The organism is Vibrio sp. 1F169 (assembly GCF_041439605.1).
Taxonomy (GTDB): domain Bacteria; phylum Pseudomonadota; class Gammaproteobacteria; order Enterobacterales; family Vibrionaceae; genus Vibrio; species Vibrio tasmaniensis_A.
Genome location: NZ_JBGOOI010000008.1, coordinates 92,465 through 115,492, shown reverse-complemented (window position 1 = coordinate 115,492; position 23,028 = coordinate 92,465). Strand labels below are relative to the sequence as shown.

Sequence of the window (23,028 nt, the reverse complement as noted above, 5' to 3'; positions counted from 1 at the left end):
AAGAAATTATGTTAGTGAGCTTAGCTCAGAGTGCCAAGCTGATAGTCTATTAGGTTCCAACAATGCTTCGGCTAGGGTGTTGAGAACTTCATATTGCGGCTCCCCTACATTCAGGTCATCTTTCCATTGGGTAACATAAGCTTGAATATCTAATTGAGTATGTCGATGTTGCGCACTCTTTATTTTTTTTTGCTCTCTCCTTCTTAAAGTATCCTGGTGAGAGGCATATTTCGCCTTGAATTCTCTCGTCCAACGGCTTGATAAATTCAATAGCGAATCTAAATTATCTGCTTTAGATTGATCAGTTATATCTACTGTTGTGCATTTTACTGAGAATGAGAGTAGATCGTAGGTAAGCTGCAACGAACCACTTCCTGGTCGCAAGTACGGATGAAACCAATCTGCGAAGCTGTCTCCAGTATGGACTGGTTTATCTCCTTTGTTCGGCGATTCATTACATACGCTACAAATAAGTGTGAGGTTGTCCTGGCACATACTTAATAGAGGAAAAGCGCTTTTAACAATCCAATGATCAACATGTGGAGTGTCACCAAGTCTATCACCGCATAGTACGCAAATCTCGTAAGCGTCGGGATGTTGGTTTATTCGATGGGTAGTGCGAAAATTCTCTACATAGTTGGCATATGTTACTCCCCTTTCTACTGTTGGCGTACCATCATGTAAAAAAGGTAACCCGCTACGAAATCCTTTTTCATAAAAAGCCTCCAATAAAACTTTAAATGCTTTCCATTCTGTGATGGGAATTGGCCTAGTTGTTGGCCAAGGCACAGGCACAGGCACAGGCACAGGCACAGGCACAGGCACTACTGAAAATTGATTTTGAAGTAATACAACTGAATTTATCCAATTAGTCAATGTTGTCTTATTCTGAACAGACATATTCGCAACAGATCGCGCTCGTTCTAATAGAGTAATTTCTTTTTCCGTGCGTTGAAGAAAAGTCCACAACCAATTTGCTTCTATAGCACTAGGTAGAACGGGAGGCTGCAAACTTTGTTTAGTTAAACTGTTCGATGTAGTCGCAGGGTCACAAAGCCAAAGTGCAAACTTTTGCATTAATTGTTGGCAAGCAGCCAGCGCAGGGGAACAAGGAACTCTATGAATAGGTTTAAGCATTTTCACCTCGCCATGTATTTAGCAAGGTGCGCAATTCGCTGCGATAAAAGCCTGAGCCCATCCGAGATATTAGGTTTTCAAGGTCTGAGATTTCTTTTGCCGTGCCCGTTACTTGATTCAGTTTTTCCTCAATATATTCTTGTGCGCGTTTTCCAATACTGTCTTCGGCTCCAAACACCGTCATCATCAATGTACTGGGATCAGTGGCGAAAGTGGGGTCGTTGACTGGGGTAACAAAAGATCCTTTTCCAGTTTTACGTACCATAACAATTTCATTATTAAATACATCAGAAAGAACAATAGCGGAGTGTGTTGAAATCAGAACATCATTTGAAGTTTGACCTATGGCATCATCAATTATATCGACGATTTCTCGTTTCCATTTATCATTAAAGTGCGTTTCAGGCTCATCTAATAATAAAAGGGAATCTTGCTGATCTTGAAATAAATGGAACAATGCCATTCGCCCAAGAACCATTTGCTCACCATCTGAAAGCTCCTCATAACGTAAAATACCAATATCATCACCGGTGTCGCCATCATTATGATTTGGGGTAGCATTACGACGTAAACGCAGTAAAACATCTTCAAACAAACCAACTTGCTTGAGTTCTAACAAGCGGGTAAACACATCAAATGCATTCGTATTTTCGCCCACACCGCTACCCAGCAAACTTAACAACGCTTCACCATGGGAGTTACTATTTTTCAATTCGTTCTGTGAGGTAGAAATAAATGACAACTCTTGGTTATTGAAGGCATTCTTTATATCAAAGAACAGCGTGCGACGTTGCTCAAGTGGGTGCGGCTCAGAAACTACATCACTTGCACATAACCACCAATCGTGAGCAGTCTTGCACAAAGATTCGCTCCAACTATCTGTCTGAAGTCGGGAGCGGAACGCTACGGAAACTAGGTGATGCCAACCACCACGTGAGAGCAGTGACTGTAGTGGGTTTTGGGCTTTATTTTGTAACTTATAAGCTTGAGTAAGTGCTACGGCTAATAAGGCGCATTTTAGCAATGTGGCATCCAACAAAATAGGCCGTCGGAACCGTGCAATGTTAGCCCTGAAGCTTCCCAATTGCTTGTGAGTGCTGTCTTCAGAGCTCTGTTGAGATAGTTGAAAGTTTTTCTCTTGTTCTATCGTCCAGCCTGCAGGCCGCTCGTCGCTTAATACTTCTTCGCCACTTTCTAAAAAGTCTGCAGCGTCTTGATTGCGGTTCCAAACCGAATGCCACGGGCGTAAGTCACCAGTAGTGTAAGCAAGCACTGCAGTCGGTAAAGCAATTTGAGGTGGCGTACTATCCCGCAACGGCCAGTTGCCTGGTTCAATCAGAGGGGTAAACGCAGATTCATGTGGTTTACCAGCTTCATTGAGTTGTTTAAATAAAGTATCAAAAGTATCTTGTTTTGTTTGGTCTTCAAAAAAGAAACGTTCACGAATCCACAGGCTGGCCTTTTTTCGCCCGCCAGGATAATGCAATAGCAAAGTTCGATGATTGGGTTTACCGCGAACCCCAAGTTCATATACCAGGCTGACAGGGAATGCTAGTACACGTAAATCAGACAGGGCTAAAAATATCTCTGCCACTGCACGTAATAAGTTGGATTTACCACTGCCATTAACACCAACCACAAAGCGAATCGCACACTCACGATCAAGTGGAGAACCGCTAGCAAAGCAAACTTTGATATCTGTAATTGGTGGGTAGTTTTTGAGGTGTAAGTAACGTAAACGCATTATACCACCCCCAGTTTAATCAAGTTTCCACTTACACCAAGTTCATTAGCAATATCACGTTTCAGATCTTCAAGCGATGCGTAATGCTGGCCTTGGTCGATTAGGTCCGTCATGTCCTTATCGTTATCATCCATAACAGATATAACCTGGAACATACCATCAGCACCAGCCTTGGAAGAGGTTTCGTAATCAAGATAAACTTGAAAATAAAGCGTATTTTCTTCACTACTTGAAAGTGCTTTACGCAATTGTTGCGCGTCTGACATACGGGTAAATTCTTCGACACGCAATGGGCGAAATGCTTTCAAATATTCGAGCTCACCAGTTTCTGTACTTTGTTTAGGTAACGAAATTTTGGCAATTAGTCCTAACGCTGCAAGTTGACTTAGTGTCCGACGAACACGATTACCAAGCGAATGTCCAAACACCTGTAAGCGTTCGAATACCGAATCATCATCCAAAAACCGTGTAAATACTTCATGATCTTCGACTATCAATGGCTGCCCACTAGCTTGGCAATACTCTGTAAACGAAGTCAATACTTTGCATTGAAACTCGCTGAGTTCAGCTTGTAGTCGGTTCTGAGTTTTTCGTGTTGAGGTTTCATCCTGAATTTTATGCGTGGGTAAAGTATTGGCGCTGGTATTAACAATTTTCGCACCTTGCTCGTGAAACAATTCGTTTCGCTTACGTGCTTCGTCAGCAAGTTCTTGTGCATGCTCACCGCGCCAGCGGCTCGTTAAGCCACCAATCAATGCTTGCTCCAAAACTAAATTGCTTAAATCCGAAAAACTTTCCATTCTTGCAATCATTTGATTGCGTAATTCTTCTATAGTACCCACGAATTTCGCGAATTTTTCCTGCAATTCTAAAGGAGGCAACGGAACTGTAATTCGGCCTAAATCAGTAGGACTTACGTTAGCCATACTCACCGCTTGTTTAGCCGAATTAAATAGGCGATATTTACCATAAGTGCTATTCAATGTAGCCCAGAGATATTCAGGCAACATTTCAGGTTTTAGGCGTAATCGAACAAGGTATGAGGCGTAACTAAATTGGCCATTTACTGGCCGCCAAAGTGCACACTTTCCAACTAGCTCTTTAGAATTTGTTCTATTAAATAGAAGATCACCATTCATGAGTTCAGTCGCCTGAATGTCCTTTTCAGATAGGCTGGCGTATTTCAAATTAGATAAATCTATCCAGCCACTCGTAGTGATGCTGTTCATTCGTAATACCGCGTGTGTACCAGTTTCTTCCATTGCTTCTGATACACCGTATTGAGAGTCAGCTACGCAATCCTGAATTCTTATTGGATCAACGAGGCCATCATCTTGGTACCAGTCACCAAAATACTCCCAATACACTGTTCTTATTAATTGATCAATCTTGTCGTTGGTTGATCGTTTTGATTTGGCGATCAAATCAGTTTGTTGCAGAACCTGAACAATACGCTGTTGTTCTGAATTTACTGGAAGTGGTAGTTTGAAAGACGCAAGTGCATTGCTTTCAATTCCTGCTTGGCTAACCCATCGCTTTGCGCGTGTTTTTGAATAGCCCATGGACCACAAAAAATGTAGATAACTGGCGAGATAGTCAGGAATAACCAACTCCGGATTTACTCGCAAACGTGTCATGTGATTAGAAAATACAAACTCACCTACTTGATCAAATACAGCCGATTTACCTACCCACTCTTCGCTGTTGGTATTATTAAAAACAACATCACCAATAGATAGAGAGTAGCGAGCTGCTTCTTTGTCACTCGCAGTTACGTGCTTTATACCCTCTAGGGTGATTGCCCCTCCCGGAGTGATGTTATGTGTACGAATTTGTTGTGTTGTACCTTCACCTTTCTCACCTGGCTTTTGGGCGAAGCCAGGTTGAATATCTAAAACCACCGTTCCTACAGTCGTTTGCACCCATGATTCAGGAAAACTCATTCCTGCCCCTCCACCATGGCTAGTAATTTATCTAAGCCTTTAATGATCTCTTGCTCGGTATCCTTTAGCTCACCGATTAACTCAACAACGCTTTTGTCACTTTTTAGTTGGGTAAAATCAAACGGTTTATATTGCCCTGCGGAGAGGTTCCAATCACGTGCTTCAATACAATCGGGCTCTAGCAAGTCGTCTTTAAGTTTGCCTTTCTTATCGTAAAGACCTTCAGCTAAGATAGTCTCGACATAGACATGACGAACAAGCCCATCTGCATCGTGTGAACCTACAACCTTACCATCCTCGCTTTGCCATTCCTCATTGACTGCCCATGATCTTACTGGAACAATCCAATGTTTGGTGTCTTTTAACTCTGTTTGTTGGTCAATGTCTAAACTACGTAGAGTGACATCAAAACCATCAACCTTCGCCAGCTCACGAGCAATCGGCAGCATTTCAGCACCCAGATCATTGACGATATCCGACTTGGAAATTTGGAGATTTGGTGCATCGCCGATAATGTGTTCGTAGAAGCTCAGGGGTAAATTAAGGGTGTCTTTAACAATCTCTTTCCAAAGTGGCAAAGCTGCACTATCTTCTGGCTCAAAGAGTTTGTATAGCTCTCGTGCGCTGCGATTAAATGCCTGCTGTGCTGATTTGGTAGCTTTTTGCCACTCACTGAGAGTTTTTTCAGAGCCAAGCTTACCTGAATCATTCAACTTTCCCCTAAAATAACGATGTGCCAACCCCTCTAAAGCTTTACTGACAGTGTTACAGACTTGCCTTTCGGCTTCTTTGGGGTCTGCGGGTAGTTCTGGGAACAGTTCGTGAATAGCCCATACCTGTCCATCCCACATGTCAGTGTCTGATAATGAGGTGAAAGCTTCTCCTGCTGGAGTTAGTTTATCGGCTGTGTCACGCAACAAAGCCTGGCGCCATCGCTCGGTATAAAAGGACGGCTGGAAAAGTACGTTCTTATGCTGTTTTGCACCGGAACGCCCCTGTTCGATCCAAGCTTTGAATTTAACCAATGCATCCCATAGATCATTTTGCTGTCCTGGGCGCATATTTCGTTTAGCATCTTTGGAATAGCCGTCTTCATCAACTTCATAAAACCAAACGTACTCGCTGAGGGGGGCTGCATTACTCGGCAGCGTTTGCTTCTCGTCTCTGCGGGTTACTTTCCTAAAAATTAATATCGACGTCTTGACGCCCGTATAAGGTTGAAACACGCCACCGGGAAGTGAGATAACACCTTCGACAACGTGCTCTACTAATAGCTCGCGGCGTAAGCGTAAATGGGCATCAGTATTACCAAATAAAACACCTTCTGGGATGATGACCGCACAGCGACCACCTATATCCAATAGATCTAACATCAACCATAAAAAGAGCAGTTCGCTTTTATTGGTAACTGCATCATCTTTTTTCTTTCCACCTCCCCCCACGCGAGGAAAAAGTACGGAATCTGACTCCAAATCATCGCTATCAACGGTGCCAGTGAAAGGGGGGTTAGCGAATACAAAGTTATAAGTTTCAGGCTCAAGCAATTCTTTAAGGTTTTTCTTTCCTTCACGCTTGCTGAGGGAGTCCCCTTGCAATAGGTGTGGATCCGTAACGTCGTGTAAGATGAGGTTCATCCAGCCGATGCGTGCCATAGTGCGATCGTTATCTAAACCGACAAAATTTTTACCATCATGAATAGTTGTGTATTGATCCGGCGTGCCCGCCGCACCATCGGTGCGATGGGGGGTGCCATCCCATTCTAAAACTAGATTGTCTTGTGTGGAATATTTACGCATTAAATACTGCTGGGCACTAAACAAAAAGCCTCCCGTCCCAGCTGCAGGATCTACAAGTCGCTGACCAGGCTCTGGGTCAAGCAGTTCCACTATGAATCGAATTAGATGACGCGGGGTGCGGAATTGACCGTTTTTCCCAGCGGTTGCCACTTCGCTAAGCAAATACTCAAAGGTATCACCCATAATATCTTGCGCAGCTGAACCATCACCAGCACGGGCAAAAAGTTGGTCAATGGAGTCAATTGTATCCGATAGGACTTTGCCTTTGTTAGGATCGAGTTGAAAATAAGCATCAGCCATACGATTATTTAGACTGGTCAATTCTGTGCCATCTGAAATATTACTATTGAAATATTTATCAAGTTCACGTAACCAAGGGAATACGTTATCAATAAGATGCGATGGGTTGGTCTTTTCTTGGCGTATGTAGCTCCACTTACAGGTCTCATTACCCGCATAAATCGATGTAAAACCACGTTGTTGACGTTTGAGATCGATATCTTCTAGTCTCTTTAAGAAAAGAAGATAAGTAATTTGTTCGACGGCAACTAATGGGTTAGTAAGTCCTGCCGCCCAAAAACGGTTCCAGAGTTCATCGACTTTTTTCTTTATGTGTGGTGCTAGCATTTAATTTGCCTTATTCGTTATTAAACCGCTTCATCCAACAAGTGATTGGTGAGGTTGATTAATTCTTCAATATTTTGAGGTGGAAAGAGTGCCTCTACGCGTCCAGCCCGTGAAAGAGGTGGTTCGCTGAGCGAAGCTCGGGTGATACGCCCGTGGTGTAATACTGCCGTTTTTACTGCGCGCATAAAATTAAGTTGATTGGCACGCAAATAGCCATGTTCAGCGATAAAGGTATCAAAAGCTTCATTAATGCGCTGCTCTCTATTGGGTAGGCATATATTTTGGCAAAGTATATGCCTCAGAAAGTCAGCTAAGGACGCTCTAGGGGCTTCAAACGCTTTTCGCAATGTGTCTTCCGTTACAAATAGATCCGAGTGAAGGAGTGTAATACTGATTCGCTCAAGCTCCGAGTCATTTAGATGCTTACCTTGCTTGAGTTTTGCTAATTCCGGTAGCTGGTCTACCAAACCTTTAACCATAGCCTCGATTTTTTCACGATAACTTTCAGCAAATGCACCTTCACCTGTTGGGCCGTAAATAATCCAAGTACGTTGAGAAATGCTGTCTGGCAGATTTATTTCCACTGCTTTACTTGGAGTACTGGTGCGATAACGCATTAACGTGGCAAAAAGAGATTGAAGATTTACCAAACGATCTAAGTCTATATGTTGCCAGAAGCCTTCGCTCAGAACCCAAGTACGTTGCTCGGCTATTTTTTGAACTTCTGGCACATTATCAGCAAGGGTTTTAATAGCTCCCAGAATACGCTCGCGGACTTTTTCTTGATCTGCTGTATCACCTTTGAGCCAGGCAATAACAAGACGTTCACACCAAATTCGAAACTGAAGTTCATCCAAACCAGCCATTGGCGCTAGGCACATTAACGGTGCAATGGTTTTTGAAAGGTATTCAATTACCTCGTGGCTTGGATTTGGCCACAGATTCTGAAGCGCATCAAGTTTACTCCTTTGCGGTCGAACATTAATGCTCTGCCGAGGAAGTGCTTCTATCATATCAAGTAGGTCGCCAATGACAGCAGCGCTATTAAGTTGCTGAGAATGCAACAAATGCCATTTTTCTAAACGCAACCGAAACAGACGAACAGGAAGCGGTTCACTAAGATGATCAACCTCGCCATCTGGTTTTAGTTTGAAGTAAGCAAAATTTTTCCAATGATCAATAATGAGAAAATCTTTTTTAATTACGCCTGTGGATTTGTCGGTATAAAGACGAGTTCCGCGTCCAATCATCTGCCAAAATTTAACCTTGCTAAAAACGGGTTTAGCAAAGATGAGATTTTGTATAGAGGGAACATCAACCCCCGTATCCAGCATATCGACCGAGATGGCTACTCGTGGCATAGACCGAAATTTGAAATCATTCAGTGTGGAATCTGCACGTTCCATATGACTATCTATAATTTCCGCGACACCCTGACGTTGTAACTCTGGATAAAGGCGATTAAACGCCTCGTAAAGACGTTTTGCATGAGCATGACTCACTGCGAATATAATTGATTTATGAGGCAAACCACGAATATCTCTACGGCATTTATCCATGAATTCTCGAATCATTGCATCATTAGTACCTTGGTTGACAATACCTTTCTCTATATCGCTGCCATCAAAGTTGAGTTCATCTAAGTCTACATCTTGATCTGATGCCATCTGTTTTAGTCGCTCGGGCAGCTCATCACCCTGAATACCTTTCAATTGGAAATTTGTTTGTGCATCCAATACACGGTAGTGCACAAGATTCTTATCGGCTATGGCTTGTTCATAGCTATAGTAATAACTAGGAGCGCCATTTTCACAATCGAATAACTCAAAGGTATTGTGATCAATATAATCAGTTGGAGTTGCTGTCAGCCCCAGCTGTATAGTGTCAAAATGGTCAAATATTGCCTTATAACGATGATATATAGAGCGATGGCTTTCGTCTGCCACTATCATGTCGTAATAACCAACAGACAGACGTGAATATACCTGCATCATACTAGGGTAAGTTGAAAACTGGATGCGTGCTCCCGAAGTTGCACCAAGCTCAATTCGAGCCAAGCTTTCGTTTGTCAGATGCATTTTAAACTCCGACATAGCTTGACGTACAAGCTCTCGTCGGTCCGCCAGAAAAAGTACTCGCTGGATTCGTTTGGAGCGAAGTAGAGTATCTACTAGAGCAATTGTTGTTCGTGTTTTACCAGTACCTGTAGCCATTACCAGCAAGAATTTACGCTTAGCTTCATCGACTCCCTCTGTAACACAACGAATTGCTTCATTTTGATAGTCACGTCCTGCAATATCAGCGTTAATCGAAATACTACTCAGTGGTTGTGAATACTGACGTTGATGACATAAGCGTTCTAAATCATCACGAGTATAAAAGCCTGATATTTTTCTAGGTGCATATCGTACTCGATCCCAGAATTGGATCTCTCTGCCATTGGTAAGAAATATAAATGGATCGGAACCGAATTTGGTTTTTATCAAATCTGCATAGTCTGAAGCCTGTCGTTTTCCAGCAAACTCATCACGGGACGACTTTTGGGCCTCGACTATTGCAATAGGATTTCCATCTGAGCCTAAAAGGACATAGTCAGAAAATTGCTTATTTACTTTGTCGTAACTTCCATTATCCCCCTCAAATATATACTCCTCAAGCAGCGCTAATCTAGATTTAGACCAACCAGCATAAGCTAATTGATGATCTATTAATTCAGTGCGTGTTTGAGCTTCTGACTTCGTCATTCGTCAACTAACCTTGTTTTTCAGTTATATGAATTTTCTCTATCCATACGTTTAAATATCCAAGAACCACAACTGAAAACCTACTAGCTTGTCTTCACGGGCATGTCAGTAAGCAATTCTCTCTGCCAGCTTTCGATAAGCAGCTACCCCTTTTAGAGTTAAGAATCTGATGGTGCTCATCTACTATTGTTTTATCGTTAGCTGAGAGAATATGGAAAAATTGAGAAAGTAACAATGCGTTGGTCTGTATTTACGTAACTATTGTTTTATATGTTTATATTTTAAACCTTAATCTAGTTCAGATACTTGCATCTTTTCCATCATCCAATCTTCTACCTCACTTTCCAGCCAAGCTTTACGCTTACCCATTACTGTCACGTTTTTAGGGAAATCACCCGCTTTGATTAGGTTGTAAATGCTGCTACGGCAAAGTGTTGTTTTGTCCATGACTTGTTGTAATTTAAGAAATTTCATTTTGAAACCTTGTTATGTAGTTCAATTCATAACAAAGGCCACAGCGTTATTTTTTACTTTTCCCTAGCTCGCCTACGGTGAGGGTGTAGCTAAACATTCCTCTTTATAAGAACACGCAAATATGAATCACTTGTTGGCTTTGCCAACAAGTGATTCCTTATCATTACAACTGACCATTCGCTGCTGCAAGAGCGTATCTATACGCCGCATCTTTTCCTGCGGAACAAGCCGCGACTTTTCTCACCTCAACTTGTTTATCTGTACTTCGTTTATCCACTAGCTCCCAAAGATCTTGATGAGCTATCGGTTTTTTATTTGCTTTACGCCAATTTCGACGTTTCCAACCATCAAGCCACTCATTAAAACCATCAACGCAATAGTCACTGCTTGAATAAATAATATCGCCATCACAAGCACGCTCCAGCCCAAAAGCAAGTGCTGATAAGTCTGCGTAATTACGGTCTATGATGCTATCAAGGAGCAGCCAGTCTTCACCCGCTATTCTTTCATAGTCATCGAATACAACCAGCCCTACCCCAGCAGAGAGCAGTCCTCTTCGCTTCTCCGCGGAGGCTGTTTCTACATAAATTTCTTTGTTCATTTGTATACTCTCCAGAGACTAAACAGCCGATACAAATTTTGCACCGCTCTGTTGTATTGAATGTTAATCCGTCGCTTTATTGCGATTGCTACATAACAACGGTAAGTGAGTTATTTTTTACCTGTCTCTGGAAATTCTTCCTCTTCACTCCCCGATTCAAAACGCTCTCAGATATATTTCATCAGTACGCATAACCAAACAGATGATCCAAGGAGCTCTTATGCGTAACTCTAACAACCAACACGACTACCCATTTAAAACCTCAGAGTTGAATGAACTGCTAGAACGTGCAGCCGAAGCACTGGCTGCAAAGTACAAACGAGAAGGCACCTTCACTAACCCCACGAATGTTAAAGAGTACTTAAAGCTGAAGTTAGGGGCTCACGACCGCGAAGTATTTGCTGTGATGTTTCTTGATAACCAACATCAGTTGATCAGTTTTGAAGAACTGTTCTTTGGCACCATTGATGCGGCCTCTATCTATCCACGTGAAGTACTCAAGGCTGCACTAAACCACAATGCTGCTGCGGTGGTTTTTGCTCACAACCATCCTTCAGGCATTGCCGAGCCCTCTCAGGCTGATAGACGCATTACGCGGAGGCTAGTGGATGCACTAACGCTGGTGGATATCCGAGTATTGGACCACATCGTTGTGGGTGAGAATTGTGTGTCATTTGCAGAAAAGGGGTGGGTATGAAGACCGTCTTATTGCCTTGTCGCTACGCATCATTATCACAACTGCTTCTAAGCTATCTAGAAGCGTCTATTAGTTTGTGCACTATTCCTGAGACTACTGAACGTATTGCCCTTAACTTTAGACACTCACCCTACCTAACGCATAGATCAGGTCCACATCCATTGGAAGTGCACTTGTTCAGAGAGTCTCCAGAAGGAACTTGGAAAATTGCGACGATGACCAGCTTTGCTTTTCCTTCCGATGAGGATGAACAGTTGGAAGTAGAGCTGTATTTCAACTTCAGCCATCAATGGTTCTATCAACCAGATATCGAGCGATGCGACCTCAATCAGCCACAAGTCATCGAACTCTTTCATTCTTGGCAAAACGCGTTAACCAATACCTTCCACCAGCAAAGCTTTGATTACTTCGCTGCAACGACCATCAAGTAATCTCATATTTAAAAACAAGGATCGACTATGTCAAATTCTCAATCATCAACCGTTACTTTCAGTCCTTCATGCTTACCTATTTCTCAAAAGCTTCATAGCAGCTTAAACCATGTACTTAGCCAACACTCCGACAGCCGTGGGAAGCAGATCATCATTGTTAACTTTAGAGATAAAAGCTACAGCGCTGAAAATGGTGGTTATCATCCTGTTGAAATTGCTTTAAGTCAGGTTTCAGAGAATCACTACACCATCCTTTACATCACCGACTTCAGTTATTGCGGTGGTGCTTACCCAGAGCTAGATAGAGATATTGATTTTGATATCGGAAACTCAGTGGTCTTTTCACGTTATTCGGGATGGCAAAGCATTCGCTTACCAACGATGACGGAACTCTACGAGCTATGGGAAGGAAACTTTCTTAGCTATATGTCGATGGACGCCTACGATCAAATCCAAGTCGAGTGTAGTTAGACACATCAACCCATGTCCCACGCCTCACAAACATTCAACACAACCACTAGCACAGAGCCAAAACGAGCCTGCTTCCCATATTGTTAAAACGGGAAGCTTTCATCCCTTGCAGTATAAGGGTTCTTTAATATCGTCGGCTCTGTGCTTCCCAAAACACCCTTGTACAGACAAAAAAGGAAGCAGATTATGGCTGAGGTCCAAGCAATCAAAGACGATGACACCATACGTATGGTTGGTCATCTATTGAGTATTCGTTGTCATCCACAAATGGCCGATGTGTGGCATATCGGATTAAACCTAGCACTGAGGATTTCTGATTTGTTATCGATTCGATTTGAAGACATTCATCAGGACCGACTTATTATTCGTGAAAGTAAAACTGGCAAGCTGGCCAACATTCAACTCAATACCAAAGCGCAGCAGTACATTGCTAGATTGAGAGAGCAACATCCCGACCACGTTTACTTGTTTCAATCCCACCGATGCCAACAGCTGAAAAACAAACCACCCCAGCCAATCTCGCGACGCGCTGTGTCAATGGCATTTCAGCAAGTAGGCCAAGAGCTGAATATCGCTTTAGGTACTCACTCGATGAGAAAGACGCGAGGCTACTTTCTTTACCAATCCACAAAGGATATAGGCCGTGTCATGAAAATGCTTCGCCATACTTCTGAAGGCGTGACGCTTCGCTATATCGGTATCACTCAAGATGAAGTCGATCAAGACTTTGTTTCTCTTGAACTTTAAGAGTGAACATTTCGTGAGGGGGCGGGAGCGAAGATCCCTTATAAACATTGAGCTCAGAGGTTATTGAAACCGCAATATTAAGTAAGTCATTCATTGCTAGACCAGAGATTAATAGAAGAACTCTTCGACACCAACATTCAGTATGTCCGCAAGATTCTTTAGCATCTCATCCGTCACACGGACCATGCCAGACTCAACCTTCGCTAATTTGCTTCTTGTCATCTCAAACCCTTTGAGACTACACATTCGTTCAACATCTTGCTGAGAAAGCTGCTGAGACAATCTGATATTGCGGATTTGATTTCCAGTAATGTTTTTCTCAATCTTATTCACAAACACACCTGCACCATTATGGGTGCAGGTAGATTATGTTTAATGTACTATCCAAATGGCACCCGTATCGGTGCAAGCAATTCAAAAAGGAGAATAAATTATGATTTTAGTGCTTTTATGGATCTTTTTCGCTTTTATACTGGCGCTGTACGCGAAGAGTAATGGTCGCAGCTTTGGTTGGTGGCTTTTACTCGGACTGGTAATTGATCCTATTTTGGCCTGGATTCTTTATAAAGTCGTTGCTGATTAAAAGAAGCATCAAACCCACCATCACCGCAACTTCCTCCTCCTTGTAAATTAACCGAGTAATAAATCACCTGCTACTGACTATGGGATAAGGAAAACTAAAACGATAGTCAGCTATTAGGGGGAATCAGCCACTCCTTCATTTAAGGATAAAACAATGTCAGTACCAATTCGTACCGTTACTTCAATCAGCGTTCTTACCACTACACTTTTACTCTTCGGCTGCGGTGACAATGTAGCCGACTCTCTACAGCTAGAGCCTTTCAGCTATATAAACGGAGAAAATCAACTGACTCAATATGAGCCGTCACTGACCATCAACCAAGCCTTCAATCATCGTAAGGTGTGTAATGAGGTCGAATGGCAAACATTTGAAGATCATCGTGACAGAACAGTGATTGAATACCGTTGTAATATGGATATACCTTCACAAAAGTTCTCCAACCTATTAGCGGCTGAACTGAACAAGAGTGCAGACAAACTCGCTCAGAGAAATTCAAGTGAATACAAGAAAATCAAAAAGCTAGCTGATAGCCAAGCCAGCTATCAAGAGCAATATGATGAAGCAACGGGATACTTTGATAAGAAACGCTTCGAAAACCTTTTAGAAAGAAGCAAGCGAGCTCAGCAAGAGTTACAAGAAAAGTATCCAGACGGAATTGATGGAGCTCTCGCTCAACTAGAAGATCGTCGCTCTCAATTTATCACCCCTGTAAGCGTCAATGAGATTTACCAATGGAGTGTTGATGATAAGGAGCAAAGTCACTTTCTATACAATGGCTTCTCTGCTCAATTTTCTGATGATAAAACATTAAGCTGCGAGTTTGACCTATTTAAGTCTTTAAACCTTCTATACAAAGACCAGCAAGCTGAAACGTACTATCTATTAAAACAAACACTGAAACACTGGAGCCAGCGGCTTAACTTTGGCAGTGATGATCTTATCTACCTCAACGATCTGAAATGCCAAATCCAATAAAAGTTTCACGTTCATACCATAAGCCCTGAGATCAGAACTCAGGGCTTTTTTATTACAGGCTCATAATGAATCCACTAAAAGTACTAGGAGCCCTAGGGCTAACTCAATTAGGGAGAAGTCTTGCCGACAATCTCTTTCATACGACTCAGGCTCCAGAAAGAGGCAGCATTGTGTATTGCGATCTCGCATTTGGCTCTGCTGAACATTCAGGTGTCTACGTGGGAGATGGACATATCATCCATCGCAATAGGGAAGGTCTTATCGAAGCCGTATCGATTCGTCAGTTTCTAGCAGACACCACAGCCATTTCCATTTATATCAGTTGCAATGCACAAGGCAGTGCCGTTGGGAGTGAGTCTTGTGCTCAAATGGCAGAAGCCATGCTAGGTATACAAACAGACTATTCCCTGCTAAATGAAAACTGCCATCAGTTCTGTAGCTACTGTCTAGACGGTGACATGTTCTCAAGCACCTTCACATTGACTCAGCTTAAACGTGACGCTTGTGCGCACATTCAAGCCAGTCAGTGGCGTGTATGGGACTTACAACATCGTCACAAAGGTTAAGGGGATTCACTCCCCTTTATTTTTTTTTGCATTCTAAATACCCTAGTTACATCTAACGGTTACTTCGGCCTATACAGCGATGACCTTCATCATAATGCTTCGTGGCATACTTGGCAAAATAGCTAAGCCTATGAAATAAGTCTTTAAATTCTTGAATAATATCATTGCTCTTTCGATCTAGGAGATAACAAGCATTGTCAGGGAAGTGTACAAGACGGCGGATAGTGCCAACATCACAATTCAATGCACTGGCCCAAGCACTAGTGATAGTCCATGCTAGAGAGCCTGCTCTTGTAGTATTGCCCAGCCTCCCAAAACGATCTTCATTCAGGAATAAGACAAAGTGATAGTGGTCATGTTCCGATTTATCACGCTCTCTAACCCACACGAACCTAACGGTACAAGGATACACTCTTACCCCTTTTCGGTGACACCTTCGTTCATGCGCCTTAATTTTGGCCTTGAACGACTGAACAAATCGAGTAGCTAAATCTGTACGTTGAATGCCTAAAGCATCATTACCCAAGATTTCATCACGGCTAAGACAGTCAATCAAATCACCTTTGGGTTGACGAAGGTCAAACCTAATAGCAAAAACCCTCGGGTATTCATCCATAGCATTATCCATTGGTACACGGATAACTTCTAGGTAATCGTTATTAAGCTCATAGGATGAGCCTAATGTTGGTAGTCCTTGGTAGGTAGATTTCTTCATGAGATTGATTCCTGTGTTGTTCATCTACAGGATTCTCTTCTCACATATTTTTTTACCTTATGACCTAACCTACTTAAGGTAGGTATAACCCTCCGAGGTGGTTCCTTTACCTACATATACTAACCATACCGTCACTTAAAATTGGCTTGTTACTAGGTCACAAACCAGTTCTGACAACACCCCACCTGTCGCACAAAGTATGAAATTCACTCTCAAGTTATTCCCTTCCAAGGGAAAAAATCGCTTTAATCCTTGATAGCTCAATATCTCATAAAAAAAATAAACAACAACAAAACACTAAAAAATTACTGTGTAATCAATATTAAATTAAATGTTATTTGACATTAAATCACAATAAAAACATTATAAAAACATATGTAATTTTAAGGGTTTACTAAGTGGATACAGAAGAGTTGTTACATGTTAACTCGTGGATAGAAGCTATGTTCTATGCATTAGAACTAGATAGCAGGTACGAAAGTGAAGGAGGAATAAAAAACTTAATTGATGACTGTAAAACGCTAAAGAGAGCTAACAAAGTCCTAAATGAATCTGTTGAAAAGATAGAAAAGCAAATTCATGCGGAAGTACCATTGAAAGAAATTGAGAATAATTTCTTTCACGCTGAACGGTTACATGATGACGATTTTTCACATCTAAAGACAAGCTATAGAATGTGCGGGTTTGTTCTGACTTTTTTACTACAAAACTCACGTAGAGAAAAATCAGACGAAGATAAGTATAATTTTTCCCCCTTCCACAATAGAAATATGCGACGTTTGCCAAGAGCTCGAGATTATCAGAGAAACCCTATTCCATTGAAGTTAAATATCCCACGTGACAGCTTGAGATCCCTTACAGAATTTAAATCAAGATACCAATTGATAAGAGAGATATTTCTAAGAAGTAACATCAATCTAGAGAGCCAAGAGTACTTGATTAACTTAGTTAATGATCTTTGGCAAATGTGCTACTCCTCACAGCATCATCGTAAGTTAGTCAAATGGTTTGACCAGAAGAACCCTAACCAGATTGAGTCATGCATTGACTATCTGTCTAAGAACACAATCAGATTTTCTTTACCTTGGGACCCCATATCAGAAAGTGAAAGCTATCATGCACTAGTCGCATATTTTGACTATCACCTATTGATGTATCCATTGGAAACAGAACTAACCATCAGGAAAATGAAAGCCTCTTGGAATCAGAAGAAGTTTCGAGAAAAAACAAAAGGCAAACGCCCTTACAGTGTTTCTATGACAGACCGTACTAAAACTCGGCTGACATGGCTGGTGGAGCAGGATGATTCGAATATTAGCGATGTGATCAAAAAGCTCATTGATGACAGATATGAAAAATTGAGGTGATTTCTTTATAGCTAAACTTTAGAATCACGACATTAAATAGCTCCCATAAATGCACCATATGAGTCATGGAAAACCATCGCTAAACAACTATAGATTAGCGATGGTTCTTATCTAGCTACTACCTCAAACAAGAAGCACTGACTCTCGCTAGCAACCATGCTTGCACTTCACTTTCTAGCCAGGCTTTTCGCTTGCCCATAATGGTGTAGTTACTAGGGAAATCGCCAGCTTTAATCAGGTTGTAAATACTGCTACGGCAGAGTGTCGTTGTTTCCATCACATCGTTTAGTCGAAGAAAGCGGTCACTGCGGCTTTGAATAATTTCCATCATATTCTCCTGGTTGTCGGTTTATCCAGGAAGATGAAATATATCTGTATTGGTTTTACTTATAGGTTCGCGCAAGCTATATACAAAGCCAAGTCTAAGAAAGCTATCAAGCAACGATCAAGCAACGATCAAGCAAATTTAAATTTATACTTATCATAAGCTTGAAAGCTAAAACTAGACTAAAACAACTTGATTCATTGATGTTATGAAGCAGTCATCAAACAAATAAACCTATGTACGATTACTCTCATTCTCGAAACAACCTGGCAAACTCTCAAGCTGAAAGGCCTAACCCTGAGCTTCTAATTCACGCTAAACATCGAATTGGAAAACTTGCTTCATCAATGGCTGCACTTCTACTTTATCCGACGCTCTAAGCTCATTAACATGCCTCATTGGCGCAACCGTCACAAAGCCCCAAAACTCCAGGAAGCGTTTAATAAAGCGCGATTCAATCATTGTGCCTAGTAGCTGACTTGGGGACGAGTACTCATCTTCAGGGCATTTCAGCAGTAAGTCTGGGAATGCGGTCATTACCTCTTCAATCAACTGCTTTGTATCGCCATGACTTTGCAAGCGCCACAGCATAAATAGCCAGAAGGTTCTTAGATCAATATCGTGCTCCCATCCATCTAGGTAACCCCAATTGTACTGAGAGGTTGCAGCTTCGAGCATAGGGATAAAGAACGCTTGAATACCGTGCGTTAGGTACTGCTTTTGAGCTGTTTTTTTAACATGATAATGGCCACTTCTGCGATAGATGATACCTGCGATCTCTGCCAGCACTCGGCTGTAATGTAGGGCATTAAACTTATCTTCGTTACTGCCTGCATATTCACTGATGCTGATATGTCGTTCAAATTGAGATACTGCAAACTCTGGCAATAACTTACTAGCCTGCTTAACAATTTTTGTCGGCAAGTTACCTTTACTGGTGGCTTTAAACGAGCCGTCGCCTTGCATGCCTTCCTCTAATATCAATGCTAAATAACGCATCACTGGACTGGTTATTAGGTTATCTGGCGTGTGTATTAGTACCCCTTTCAACTCACTGAAAGGCGCATATAACCAATTGCTCATTTGTGTTGGCGAAAGGCCACAAAAATCAAGATGTGGCCGATCATTAGCCGCCTTCATTTTTTGCTCTGCAACGATATTAAGTTCTTCTAAAGACAAATTAGGGTTCATTGAAGCAACTTGCTCAATATCATCCAACATTGATGCATGTTGCTTAAAAATAGTGTTCATGCAACAACGTTTGTACTTTTTACCACTTCCACAAGGGCAAGGTTCATTTCGACCTGGTTTCATGTTTTATCTACTCGTCTTATTTTTCTTAATGCTACATCACCTCAAACCAACACCATCTCAAGCTATAAGTGCCGCATTTTCTTGCTTACGCTCTGCGAGTGTTTTTTCTATGGCTAACACAGTAGTCTTACTCACACCGTGTTGCTCAGCAAGCTGCCTAAACTGACTAATGGCATCAACGACCTCTTGAATGCATTGCTGTGCTTCCTTCCAATTAGCAAAGCCTGCACTAGCCGCTAGCTTTTGCATCACTTTGAGTGGTGGCGTTTTTCCGTACCCGGCAAAAGCAGTCGCATGCTCGTTAAAAGGGTGAGGGCTAAACGTTACATCGTAAAATGGTGCGAGTTGCCAACTGCCATCATCGGCTTGTAAAAAGCCCCAGTTTTTACTGTGATCGTCTTGGTTAGCAGCAAACAAGTTAAACATTGCGCGGCGAAACTGAAGTTGCCCGGCAGCGGGTGATTTACACAGTTGACGACTGGCCTTAATCAGGTCGCTGTAGTCTAAGCTCGGGCTTCGAAAATCAGCATCCAATAAGCCGCAAGCACTGTGCATATGTAAACGCCCAGCCTTCTCCTGCGCGGGTAAATAGTCAAAACGCTTTAACGCAAGCCATGCTTTAGCACCGCTACTTGTAGGTGCTTCAATTAACTGCCACATCGGCGGCTGACATTTTGCCTGCTCAGCCATTTGCAAATAAACGGCTTCACACAAACCTTCTTCATGGCCCAGTGCCAAGTTCTTCGAAGTAAACTTAACTAACCATGCTTCATCGCCAGGCTGTGCATAGGTGCGGCATTGCGTCGCATCGCCAGCAGGCATATAAATTTGCGCTTTAGGTCGAGCACCGCCGGAGCTACCTACGGCTACCAAGGTTGCTAACACTTGCTGAGTGCTACCATCTAAATCGTCAGATAGAGCCTGGTCAAACAAGGTTTGTGCTTCCAATCCTAGTGTTTCCAAATCAATATCTGAACGATTTTCTAATGAGAGCTCTGATACAGGGGTAAAAGACAATGCCCCCATTCCTTGCTGGCCAACAAAAGCCAGCCTGTCCATTGCTGTTACTTGTGCTGGCAAAATACCTTGTTGGCGGAATACACGATCTTGCAATAACAAACCCCAACCATCGGGAAGACTATCACCAAAAACACCGTGAATGCCTTGGTGTGGTCCTTTCGGTGCTTGCTGTAATCGCACATCTCCTTGAAGTGTAAAAGGGGATAAATTGCCAAACGTGCTTAGATAACCTTCATCGTACTGAAAGAAAACACCCTGACGGTTTTGCGCTAATATACCCACAGATACCGTTTCGCCTGTTGTGAGAGTGCGCTCCACATTCAACTTTTGAATGGATTTAAAGCTCATCTTTAAGCACCTCTTCTATACTGGTCGGTAAAGCACTGCGGTCAGCCGTTGTTTGTGTCAGTTGATAAAGTCGGTCTAGTGAATCCAACGACTGCCACAAAAGCAGCAGCTGACGAAATGATATTTGTCCGGTGAGTTCAAACTTTTTTATGGTTGAAGCAGGTACGCAACTGCGCTGGGCTAGTGCCTCTCGCGATAGCTTCGCTTGTTTGCGTAAGCCTCTCATATGAGTAGCAAAAGCTTGGCTTACATCGGTATCATCTAAAAGTGAAAAGTTCATACACAGCCTTTATGGATACAATAATGTCTATTATAGTGTTATTTTGTGATTTATGGATACTATAGTATCCATAAAGATATGAATAACTATCACATAACTGTAGAAGAGATACTCAAAGCTGATACTTTGCGTCAAGCAAGGGGTTGAGGTAAGGTAATTCATAGCCTAATAGGCTCGTATCTAGGAAGTGAACCGCTGGTGGTTAAATTGGTGGTCAGCAATAAGATTAAGAGCCAATTAAAACCACAAGTCTCTGTTTTTAAATTACTTTAATACCTCAATCGACATTCAGATCCAGAACATTGAATAACAGTTCGTCAGTAACACACTGTGGATAGCCACTAGCTGAATCAGTGTTGATTAGATCAAGATAAGCTCCTAGTTTTAGGGGCTTTTTTTATGGATACAATAATGACAATCCGGATGACTAAGTGAGTAGACTATTACGCAGGAGATGTACTTGGCACAATAAATAGATACAGCGATAGATAGAACGGATCAGGTGTACAAAAGGATTTTTAATATTTAGAGGAGGTATTGCAAGTGGAGAAGAGTGTTACGGTAAAACAGAAGGAAAACTGGTTTGAGAGAGAAAGTGACGCAAGTTGCTAATGCAACCTGCGTCGACTTAAAATCTTATAGAGCTACAACGTTTGCAGCTTGAAGACCTTTTTGGCCTTGCTCTACTTCGAAAGACACTTGTTGGCCTTCTTTAAGAGTCTTGAAACCTTCAGAAGCGATTGCACGGAAGTGTACGAATACGTCAGCGCCGCCGTTGTCTTGAGTTAGGAAACCGAAGCCTTTCTCTTCGTTAAACCATTTTACTACGCCGTTTGTTTTGTTAGACATGATGTGTCCCTTATATAAAAATAAAAAATTAATCGCCAAAAGTGCGATGCGCTGAAAGCTTGAATTATTTAATGTATCTATGAAGCCAAGGGAAACACTGAGAATAACAATGAAGCAATACTAAGGGTTTTACTTTACAACTGGATGTTTCATTTAATAACCCTGAAAACAGAGCAAGCACATTCTTGGTGATCCTGACCAGGTTGTAAAGCGTTATTTGAATAAAATGACTATTTTTTGTTCAATTAACTTCTATTCAGCCCCACAACATCACTGAACTTCATTTACAAAGCTATGATCTGAAGAAATTTACTCTTCCGCGGTTTGGTTCGGACAACACACACACGGCCAGTAATAATGTTCTACTAGAATCAAGAGTACGACAAAAGCAAAAACAAACGCCGCAACAGCACTCTCCACGTAACTAAACTACCTGTATCTTCACACCAAGTTCTCGTAAAGCATCAAGCACCTTAGGGTCAGCGCCGTCATCTGTAATCAATGTGTCAATCTGAGAAGCGGTAGCGAGTAACTTTCCACCATGTTTACCTACTTTGCTGCTATCTATCAGAGCCACAATACGATCACCATACTCCAGCAGCTTTTTCTCTGCCATATAGACCAATAGATCAGAGGTATGCACACCAGCTGTCGTAACACCCGTACCCGTAAAGAAGACAAAACGACTTTTATGGTCATCTGCTGCTTCTTCATCTGGAGAAATAGTGATCTGACGTTCGGGTAGATATTGACCACCAAGTATGATGATACTTTGATGATCTTGACTAATCAGCTGATAAGCCAATGGCATAAAATTCGTCACAACTTGCACATCACGATGCGCTAAATGCTCTCCCATCAAAAAAGTCGTATTGCTACCACTCACAATAATACTGTCGTGTTCTTCACACATATCTGCCGCAGCTTTAGCAATTCGCTTTTTCGCTACATAGCTTTCTATATCTGTTTCGCAGGGGATAAAGCTGCTTGGTGCATGAGTTGCGGCTAGGGACGAGTCAAAATTGATTACCTCTGCCCCATTACGGATTTTTTTCAGCCTCCCTTCTTCCGCCAACTTTGTAATGTCCCGACGAGCTGTAGATAAAGAGATATCTAACATCTTCACATAGTCATTTGTCGTTATAAACGTATGACTCGTTAGATGATCTAACAAGCTTCTATGACGCTGAGCTTCATTCATTGTTCATACCATTAAGTTCTTTTGAATTATTTTGACGCATTATGAACTTTTTAGCAATTAGATTCTCAAAATG

At 42.0% G+C, this 23,028-nt stretch carries 23 protein-coding genes; 8 read left to right on the top strand and 15 right to left on the bottom strand.

Annotated elements, in window-relative coordinates:
- Positions 1 to 6: 6 nt before the first annotated feature.
- The 7 genes from ACED53_RS05575 to ACED53_RS05545 all read right to left on the bottom strand — a co-directional run bounded on the left by ACED53_RS05575 (position 7) and on the right by ACED53_RS05545 (position 11,066).
- Positions 7 to 1,137, bottom strand: coding sequence for a hypothetical protein (locus ACED53_RS05575; RefSeq protein WP_371715241.1), 1,131 nt, complete (start codon positions 1,135 to 1,137; stop codon positions 7 to 9).
- A complete protein-coding gene (locus ACED53_RS05570) occupies positions 1,130 to 2,881 on the bottom strand; it encodes an AAA family ATPase (protein WP_017100203.1) in 1,752 nt (583 codons plus the stop codon). Before ACED53_RS05570 ends, ACED53_RS05575 begins: the two co-directional genes overlap by 8 nt.
- Positions 2,881 to 4,824: a restriction endonuclease subunit S gene (locus tag ACED53_RS05565; RefSeq protein WP_017100204.1), complete on the bottom strand. Its 1,944-nt coding sequence runs from the start codon at positions 4,822 to 4,824 to the stop codon at positions 2,881 to 2,883. Before ACED53_RS05565 ends, ACED53_RS05570 begins: the two co-directional genes overlap by 1 nt.
- Positions 4,821 to 7,247 carry a class I SAM-dependent DNA methyltransferase gene (locus ACED53_RS05560; protein ID WP_017100205.1) on the bottom strand — a complete coding sequence of 809 codons (2,427 nt, stop codon included), beginning with the start codon at positions 7,245 to 7,247 and terminating at the stop codon, positions 4,821 to 4,823. The genes ACED53_RS05565 and ACED53_RS05560 overlap by 4 nt, the downstream gene beginning before the upstream one ends.
- Positions 7,248 to 7,267: 20 nt before the next feature.
- Positions 7,268 to 9,991 carry a DEAD/DEAH box helicase family protein gene (locus tag ACED53_RS05555; RefSeq protein ID WP_017100206.1) on the bottom strand — a complete coding sequence of 908 codons (2,724 nt, stop codon included), beginning with the start codon at positions 9,989 to 9,991 and terminating at the stop codon, positions 7,268 to 7,270.
- 288 nt (positions 9,992 to 10,279) lie between these two features.
- A complete protein-coding gene (locus ACED53_RS05550) occupies positions 10,280 to 10,465 on the bottom strand; it encodes an AlpA family phage regulatory protein (RefSeq protein WP_017100207.1) in 186 nt (61 codons plus the stop codon).
- A 163-nt stretch (positions 10,466 to 10,628) separates the two neighbouring features.
- On the bottom strand, positions 10,629 to 11,066 hold the full coding sequence (locus tag ACED53_RS05545; protein WP_102579991.1) for an RNase H family protein: 438 nt from the start codon (positions 11,064 to 11,066) through the stop codon (positions 10,629 to 10,631).
- A 220-nt stretch (positions 11,067 to 11,286) separates the two neighbouring features.
- Here ACED53_RS05545 and radC point away from each other — a divergent pair, with 220 nt between their 5' ends.
- From radC to ACED53_RS05525, 4 genes are all read left to right on the top strand, one after another.
- On the top strand, positions 11,287 to 11,763 hold the full coding sequence (gene radC / locus ACED53_RS05540) for a DNA repair protein RadC (protein ID WP_017086157.1): 477 nt from the start codon (positions 11,287 to 11,289) through the stop codon (positions 11,761 to 11,763).
- Positions 11,760 to 12,194, top strand: a complete 435-nt coding sequence (locus ACED53_RS05535; RefSeq protein WP_017099947.1) for a DUF2787 family protein — start codon at positions 11,760 to 11,762, stop codon at positions 12,192 to 12,194. The genes radC and ACED53_RS05535 overlap by 4 nt, the downstream gene beginning before the upstream one ends.
- A gap of 27 nt (positions 12,195 to 12,221) precedes the next feature.
- Positions 12,222 to 12,665, top strand: a complete 444-nt coding sequence (locus tag ACED53_RS05530; protein WP_017099948.1) for a DUF2787 domain-containing protein — start codon at positions 12,222 to 12,224, stop codon at positions 12,663 to 12,665.
- 186 nt (positions 12,666 to 12,851) lie between these two features.
- Entirely contained in the window at positions 12,852 to 13,412 is a 561-nt protein-coding gene (locus tag ACED53_RS05525; protein ID WP_102472968.1) for a tyrosine-type recombinase/integrase, read from the top strand.
- A 108-nt stretch (positions 13,413 to 13,520) separates the two neighbouring features.
- Here ACED53_RS05525 and ACED53_RS05520 read toward each other — a convergent pair whose 3' ends face one another.
- Entirely contained in the window at positions 13,521 to 13,745 is a 225-nt protein-coding gene (locus ACED53_RS05520) for a helix-turn-helix domain-containing protein (RefSeq protein ID WP_240493338.1), read from the bottom strand.
- Between the two features lie 100 nt (positions 13,746 to 13,845).
- Here ACED53_RS05520 and ACED53_RS05515 point away from each other — a divergent pair, with 100 nt between their 5' ends.
- The 3 genes from ACED53_RS05515 to ACED53_RS05505 all read left to right on the top strand — a co-directional run bounded on the left by ACED53_RS05515 (position 13,846) and on the right by ACED53_RS05505 (position 15,536).
- Positions 13,846 to 13,995, top strand: a complete 150-nt coding sequence (locus ACED53_RS05515; protein ID WP_017099410.1) for a hypothetical protein — start codon at positions 13,846 to 13,848, stop codon at positions 13,993 to 13,995.
- A gap of 153 nt (positions 13,996 to 14,148) precedes the next feature.
- A complete protein-coding gene (locus tag ACED53_RS05510) occupies positions 14,149 to 14,970 on the top strand; it encodes a hypothetical protein (protein ID WP_017099411.1) in 822 nt (273 codons plus the stop codon).
- Positions 14,971 to 15,035: 65 nt separating this feature from the next.
- On the top strand, positions 15,036 to 15,536 hold the full coding sequence (locus ACED53_RS05505) for a lecithin retinol acyltransferase family protein (protein WP_102384262.1): 501 nt from the start codon (positions 15,036 to 15,038) through the stop codon (positions 15,534 to 15,536).
- A gap of 52 nt (positions 15,537 to 15,588) precedes the next feature.
- On the opposite strand, the gene ACED53_RS05500 is transcribed toward ACED53_RS05505, so the two are convergent.
- Entirely contained in the window at positions 15,589 to 16,251 is a 663-nt protein-coding gene (locus tag ACED53_RS05500; protein ID WP_017100322.1) for an inovirus Gp2 family protein, read from the bottom strand.
- A gap of 398 nt (positions 16,252 to 16,649) precedes the next feature.
- On the opposite strand from ACED53_RS05500, the gene ACED53_RS05495 reads away from it, so the two are divergent.
- Entirely contained in the window at positions 16,650 to 17,618 is a 969-nt protein-coding gene (locus tag ACED53_RS05495; RefSeq protein ID WP_017100827.1) for a hypothetical protein, read from the top strand.
- Between the two features lie 118 nt (positions 17,619 to 17,736).
- Here the strand turns inward: ACED53_RS05495 and ACED53_RS05490 are convergent, their stop codons facing one another.
- The 6 genes from ACED53_RS05490 to ulaR form a co-directional block, all read right to left on the bottom strand.
- The gene (locus tag ACED53_RS05490) at positions 17,737 to 17,946 is read right to left on the bottom strand and encodes an AlpA family transcriptional regulator (protein WP_017100828.1); all 210 of its coding nucleotides are present in this window, start codon (positions 17,944 to 17,946) and stop codon (positions 17,737 to 17,739) included.
- Between the two features lie 312 nt (positions 17,947 to 18,258).
- A complete protein-coding gene (locus ACED53_RS05485) occupies positions 18,259 to 19,257 on the bottom strand; it encodes a YecA family protein (RefSeq protein WP_017100829.1) in 999 nt (332 codons plus the stop codon).
- Between the two features lie 57 nt (positions 19,258 to 19,314).
- Positions 19,315 to 20,625, bottom strand: a complete 1,311-nt coding sequence (locus ACED53_RS05480; RefSeq protein WP_069591743.1) for a type II toxin-antitoxin system HipA family toxin — start codon at positions 20,623 to 20,625, stop codon at positions 19,315 to 19,317.
- Positions 20,615 to 20,905: a helix-turn-helix transcriptional regulator gene (locus tag ACED53_RS05475; protein ID WP_017099541.1), complete on the bottom strand. Its 291-nt coding sequence runs from the start codon at positions 20,903 to 20,905 to the stop codon at positions 20,615 to 20,617. Before ACED53_RS05475 ends, ACED53_RS05480 begins: the two co-directional genes overlap by 11 nt.
- Before the next feature lie 636 nt (positions 20,906 to 21,541).
- Positions 21,542 to 21,754: a cold-shock protein gene (locus tag ACED53_RS05470; RefSeq protein ID WP_004735656.1), complete on the bottom strand. Its 213-nt coding sequence runs from the start codon at positions 21,752 to 21,754 to the stop codon at positions 21,542 to 21,544.
- Between the two features lie 424 nt (positions 21,755 to 22,178).
- A complete protein-coding gene (ulaR, locus tag ACED53_RS05465) occupies positions 22,179 to 22,955 on the bottom strand; it encodes an HTH-type transcriptional regulator UlaR (RefSeq protein WP_012603034.1) in 777 nt (258 codons plus the stop codon).
- Between the last annotated feature and the right edge of the window lie 73 nt (positions 22,956 to 23,028).

Bases quoted from the DNA above. Each gene is read 5' to 3' on its own strand.
- ACED53_RS05545 (WP_102579991.1), bottom strand. From the start codon at position 11,066: ATGAACAAAGAAATTTATGTAGAAACAGCCTCCGCGGAGAAGCGAAGA.
- ACED53_RS05470 (WP_004735656.1), bottom strand. From the start codon at position 21,754: ATGTCTAACAAAACAAACGGCGTAGTAAAATGGTTTAACGAAGAGAAA.
- radC (WP_017086157.1), top strand. From the start codon at position 11,287: ATGCGTAACTCTAACAACCAACACGACTACCCATTTAAAACCTCAGAG.
- ACED53_RS05535 (WP_017099947.1), top strand. From the start codon at position 11,760: ATGAAGACCGTCTTATTGCCTTGTCGCTACGCATCATTATCACAACTG.
- ACED53_RS05565 (WP_017100204.1), bottom strand. From the start codon at position 4,824: ATGAGTTTTCCTGAATCATGGGTGCAAACGACTGTAGGAACGGTGGTT.
- ACED53_RS05550 (WP_017100207.1), bottom strand. From the start codon at position 10,465: ATGAAATTTCTTAAATTACAACAAGTCATGGACAAAACAACACTTTGC.
- ACED53_RS05480 (WP_069591743.1), bottom strand. From the start codon at position 20,625: ATGAGCTTTAAATCCATTCAAAAGTTGAATGTGGAGCGCACTCTCACA.
- ACED53_RS05490 (WP_017100828.1), bottom strand. From the start codon at position 17,946: ATGGAAATTATTCAAAGCCGCAGTGACCGCTTTCTTCGACTAAACGAT.
- ACED53_RS05515 (WP_017099410.1), top strand. From the start codon at position 13,846: ATGATTTTAGTGCTTTTATGGATCTTTTTCGCTTTTATACTGGCGCTG.
- ACED53_RS05510 (WP_017099411.1), top strand. From the start codon at position 14,149: ATGTCAGTACCAATTCGTACCGTTACTTCAATCAGCGTTCTTACCACT.
- ACED53_RS05505 (WP_102384262.1), top strand. From the start codon at position 15,036: ATGAATCCACTAAAAGTACTAGGAGCCCTAGGGCTAACTCAATTAGGG.
- ACED53_RS05485 (WP_017100829.1), bottom strand. From the start codon at position 19,257: ATGAAACCAGGTCGAAATGAACCTTGCCCTTGTGGAAGTGGTAAAAAG.
- ACED53_RS05525 (WP_102472968.1), top strand. From the start codon at position 12,852: ATGGCTGAGGTCCAAGCAATCAAAGACGATGACACCATACGTATGGTT.
- ulaR (WP_012603034.1), bottom strand. From the start codon at position 22,955: ATGAATGAAGCTCAGCGTCATAGAAGCTTGTTAGATCATCTAACGAGT.
- ACED53_RS05475 (WP_017099541.1), bottom strand. From the start codon at position 20,905: ATGAACTTTTCACTTTTAGATGATACCGATGTAAGCCAAGCTTTTGCT.
- ACED53_RS05530 (WP_017099948.1), top strand. From the start codon at position 12,222: ATGTCAAATTCTCAATCATCAACCGTTACTTTCAGTCCTTCATGCTTA.
- ACED53_RS05500 (WP_017100322.1), bottom strand. From the start codon at position 16,251: ATGAAGAAATCTACCTACCAAGGACTACCAACATTAGGCTCATCCTAT.
- ACED53_RS05560 (WP_017100205.1), bottom strand. From the start codon at position 7,247: ATGCTAGCACCACACATAAAGAAAAAAGTCGATGAACTCTGGAACCGT.
- ACED53_RS05575 (WP_371715241.1), bottom strand. From the start codon at position 1,137: ATGCTTAAACCTATTCATAGAGTTCCTTGTTCCCCTGCGCTGGCTGCT.
- ACED53_RS05555 (WP_017100206.1), bottom strand. From the start codon at position 9,991: ATGACGAAGTCAGAAGCTCAAACACGCACTGAATTAATAGATCATCAA.
- ACED53_RS05570 (WP_017100203.1), bottom strand. From the start codon at position 2,881: ATGCGTTTACGTTACTTACACCTCAAAAACTACCCACCAATTACAGAT.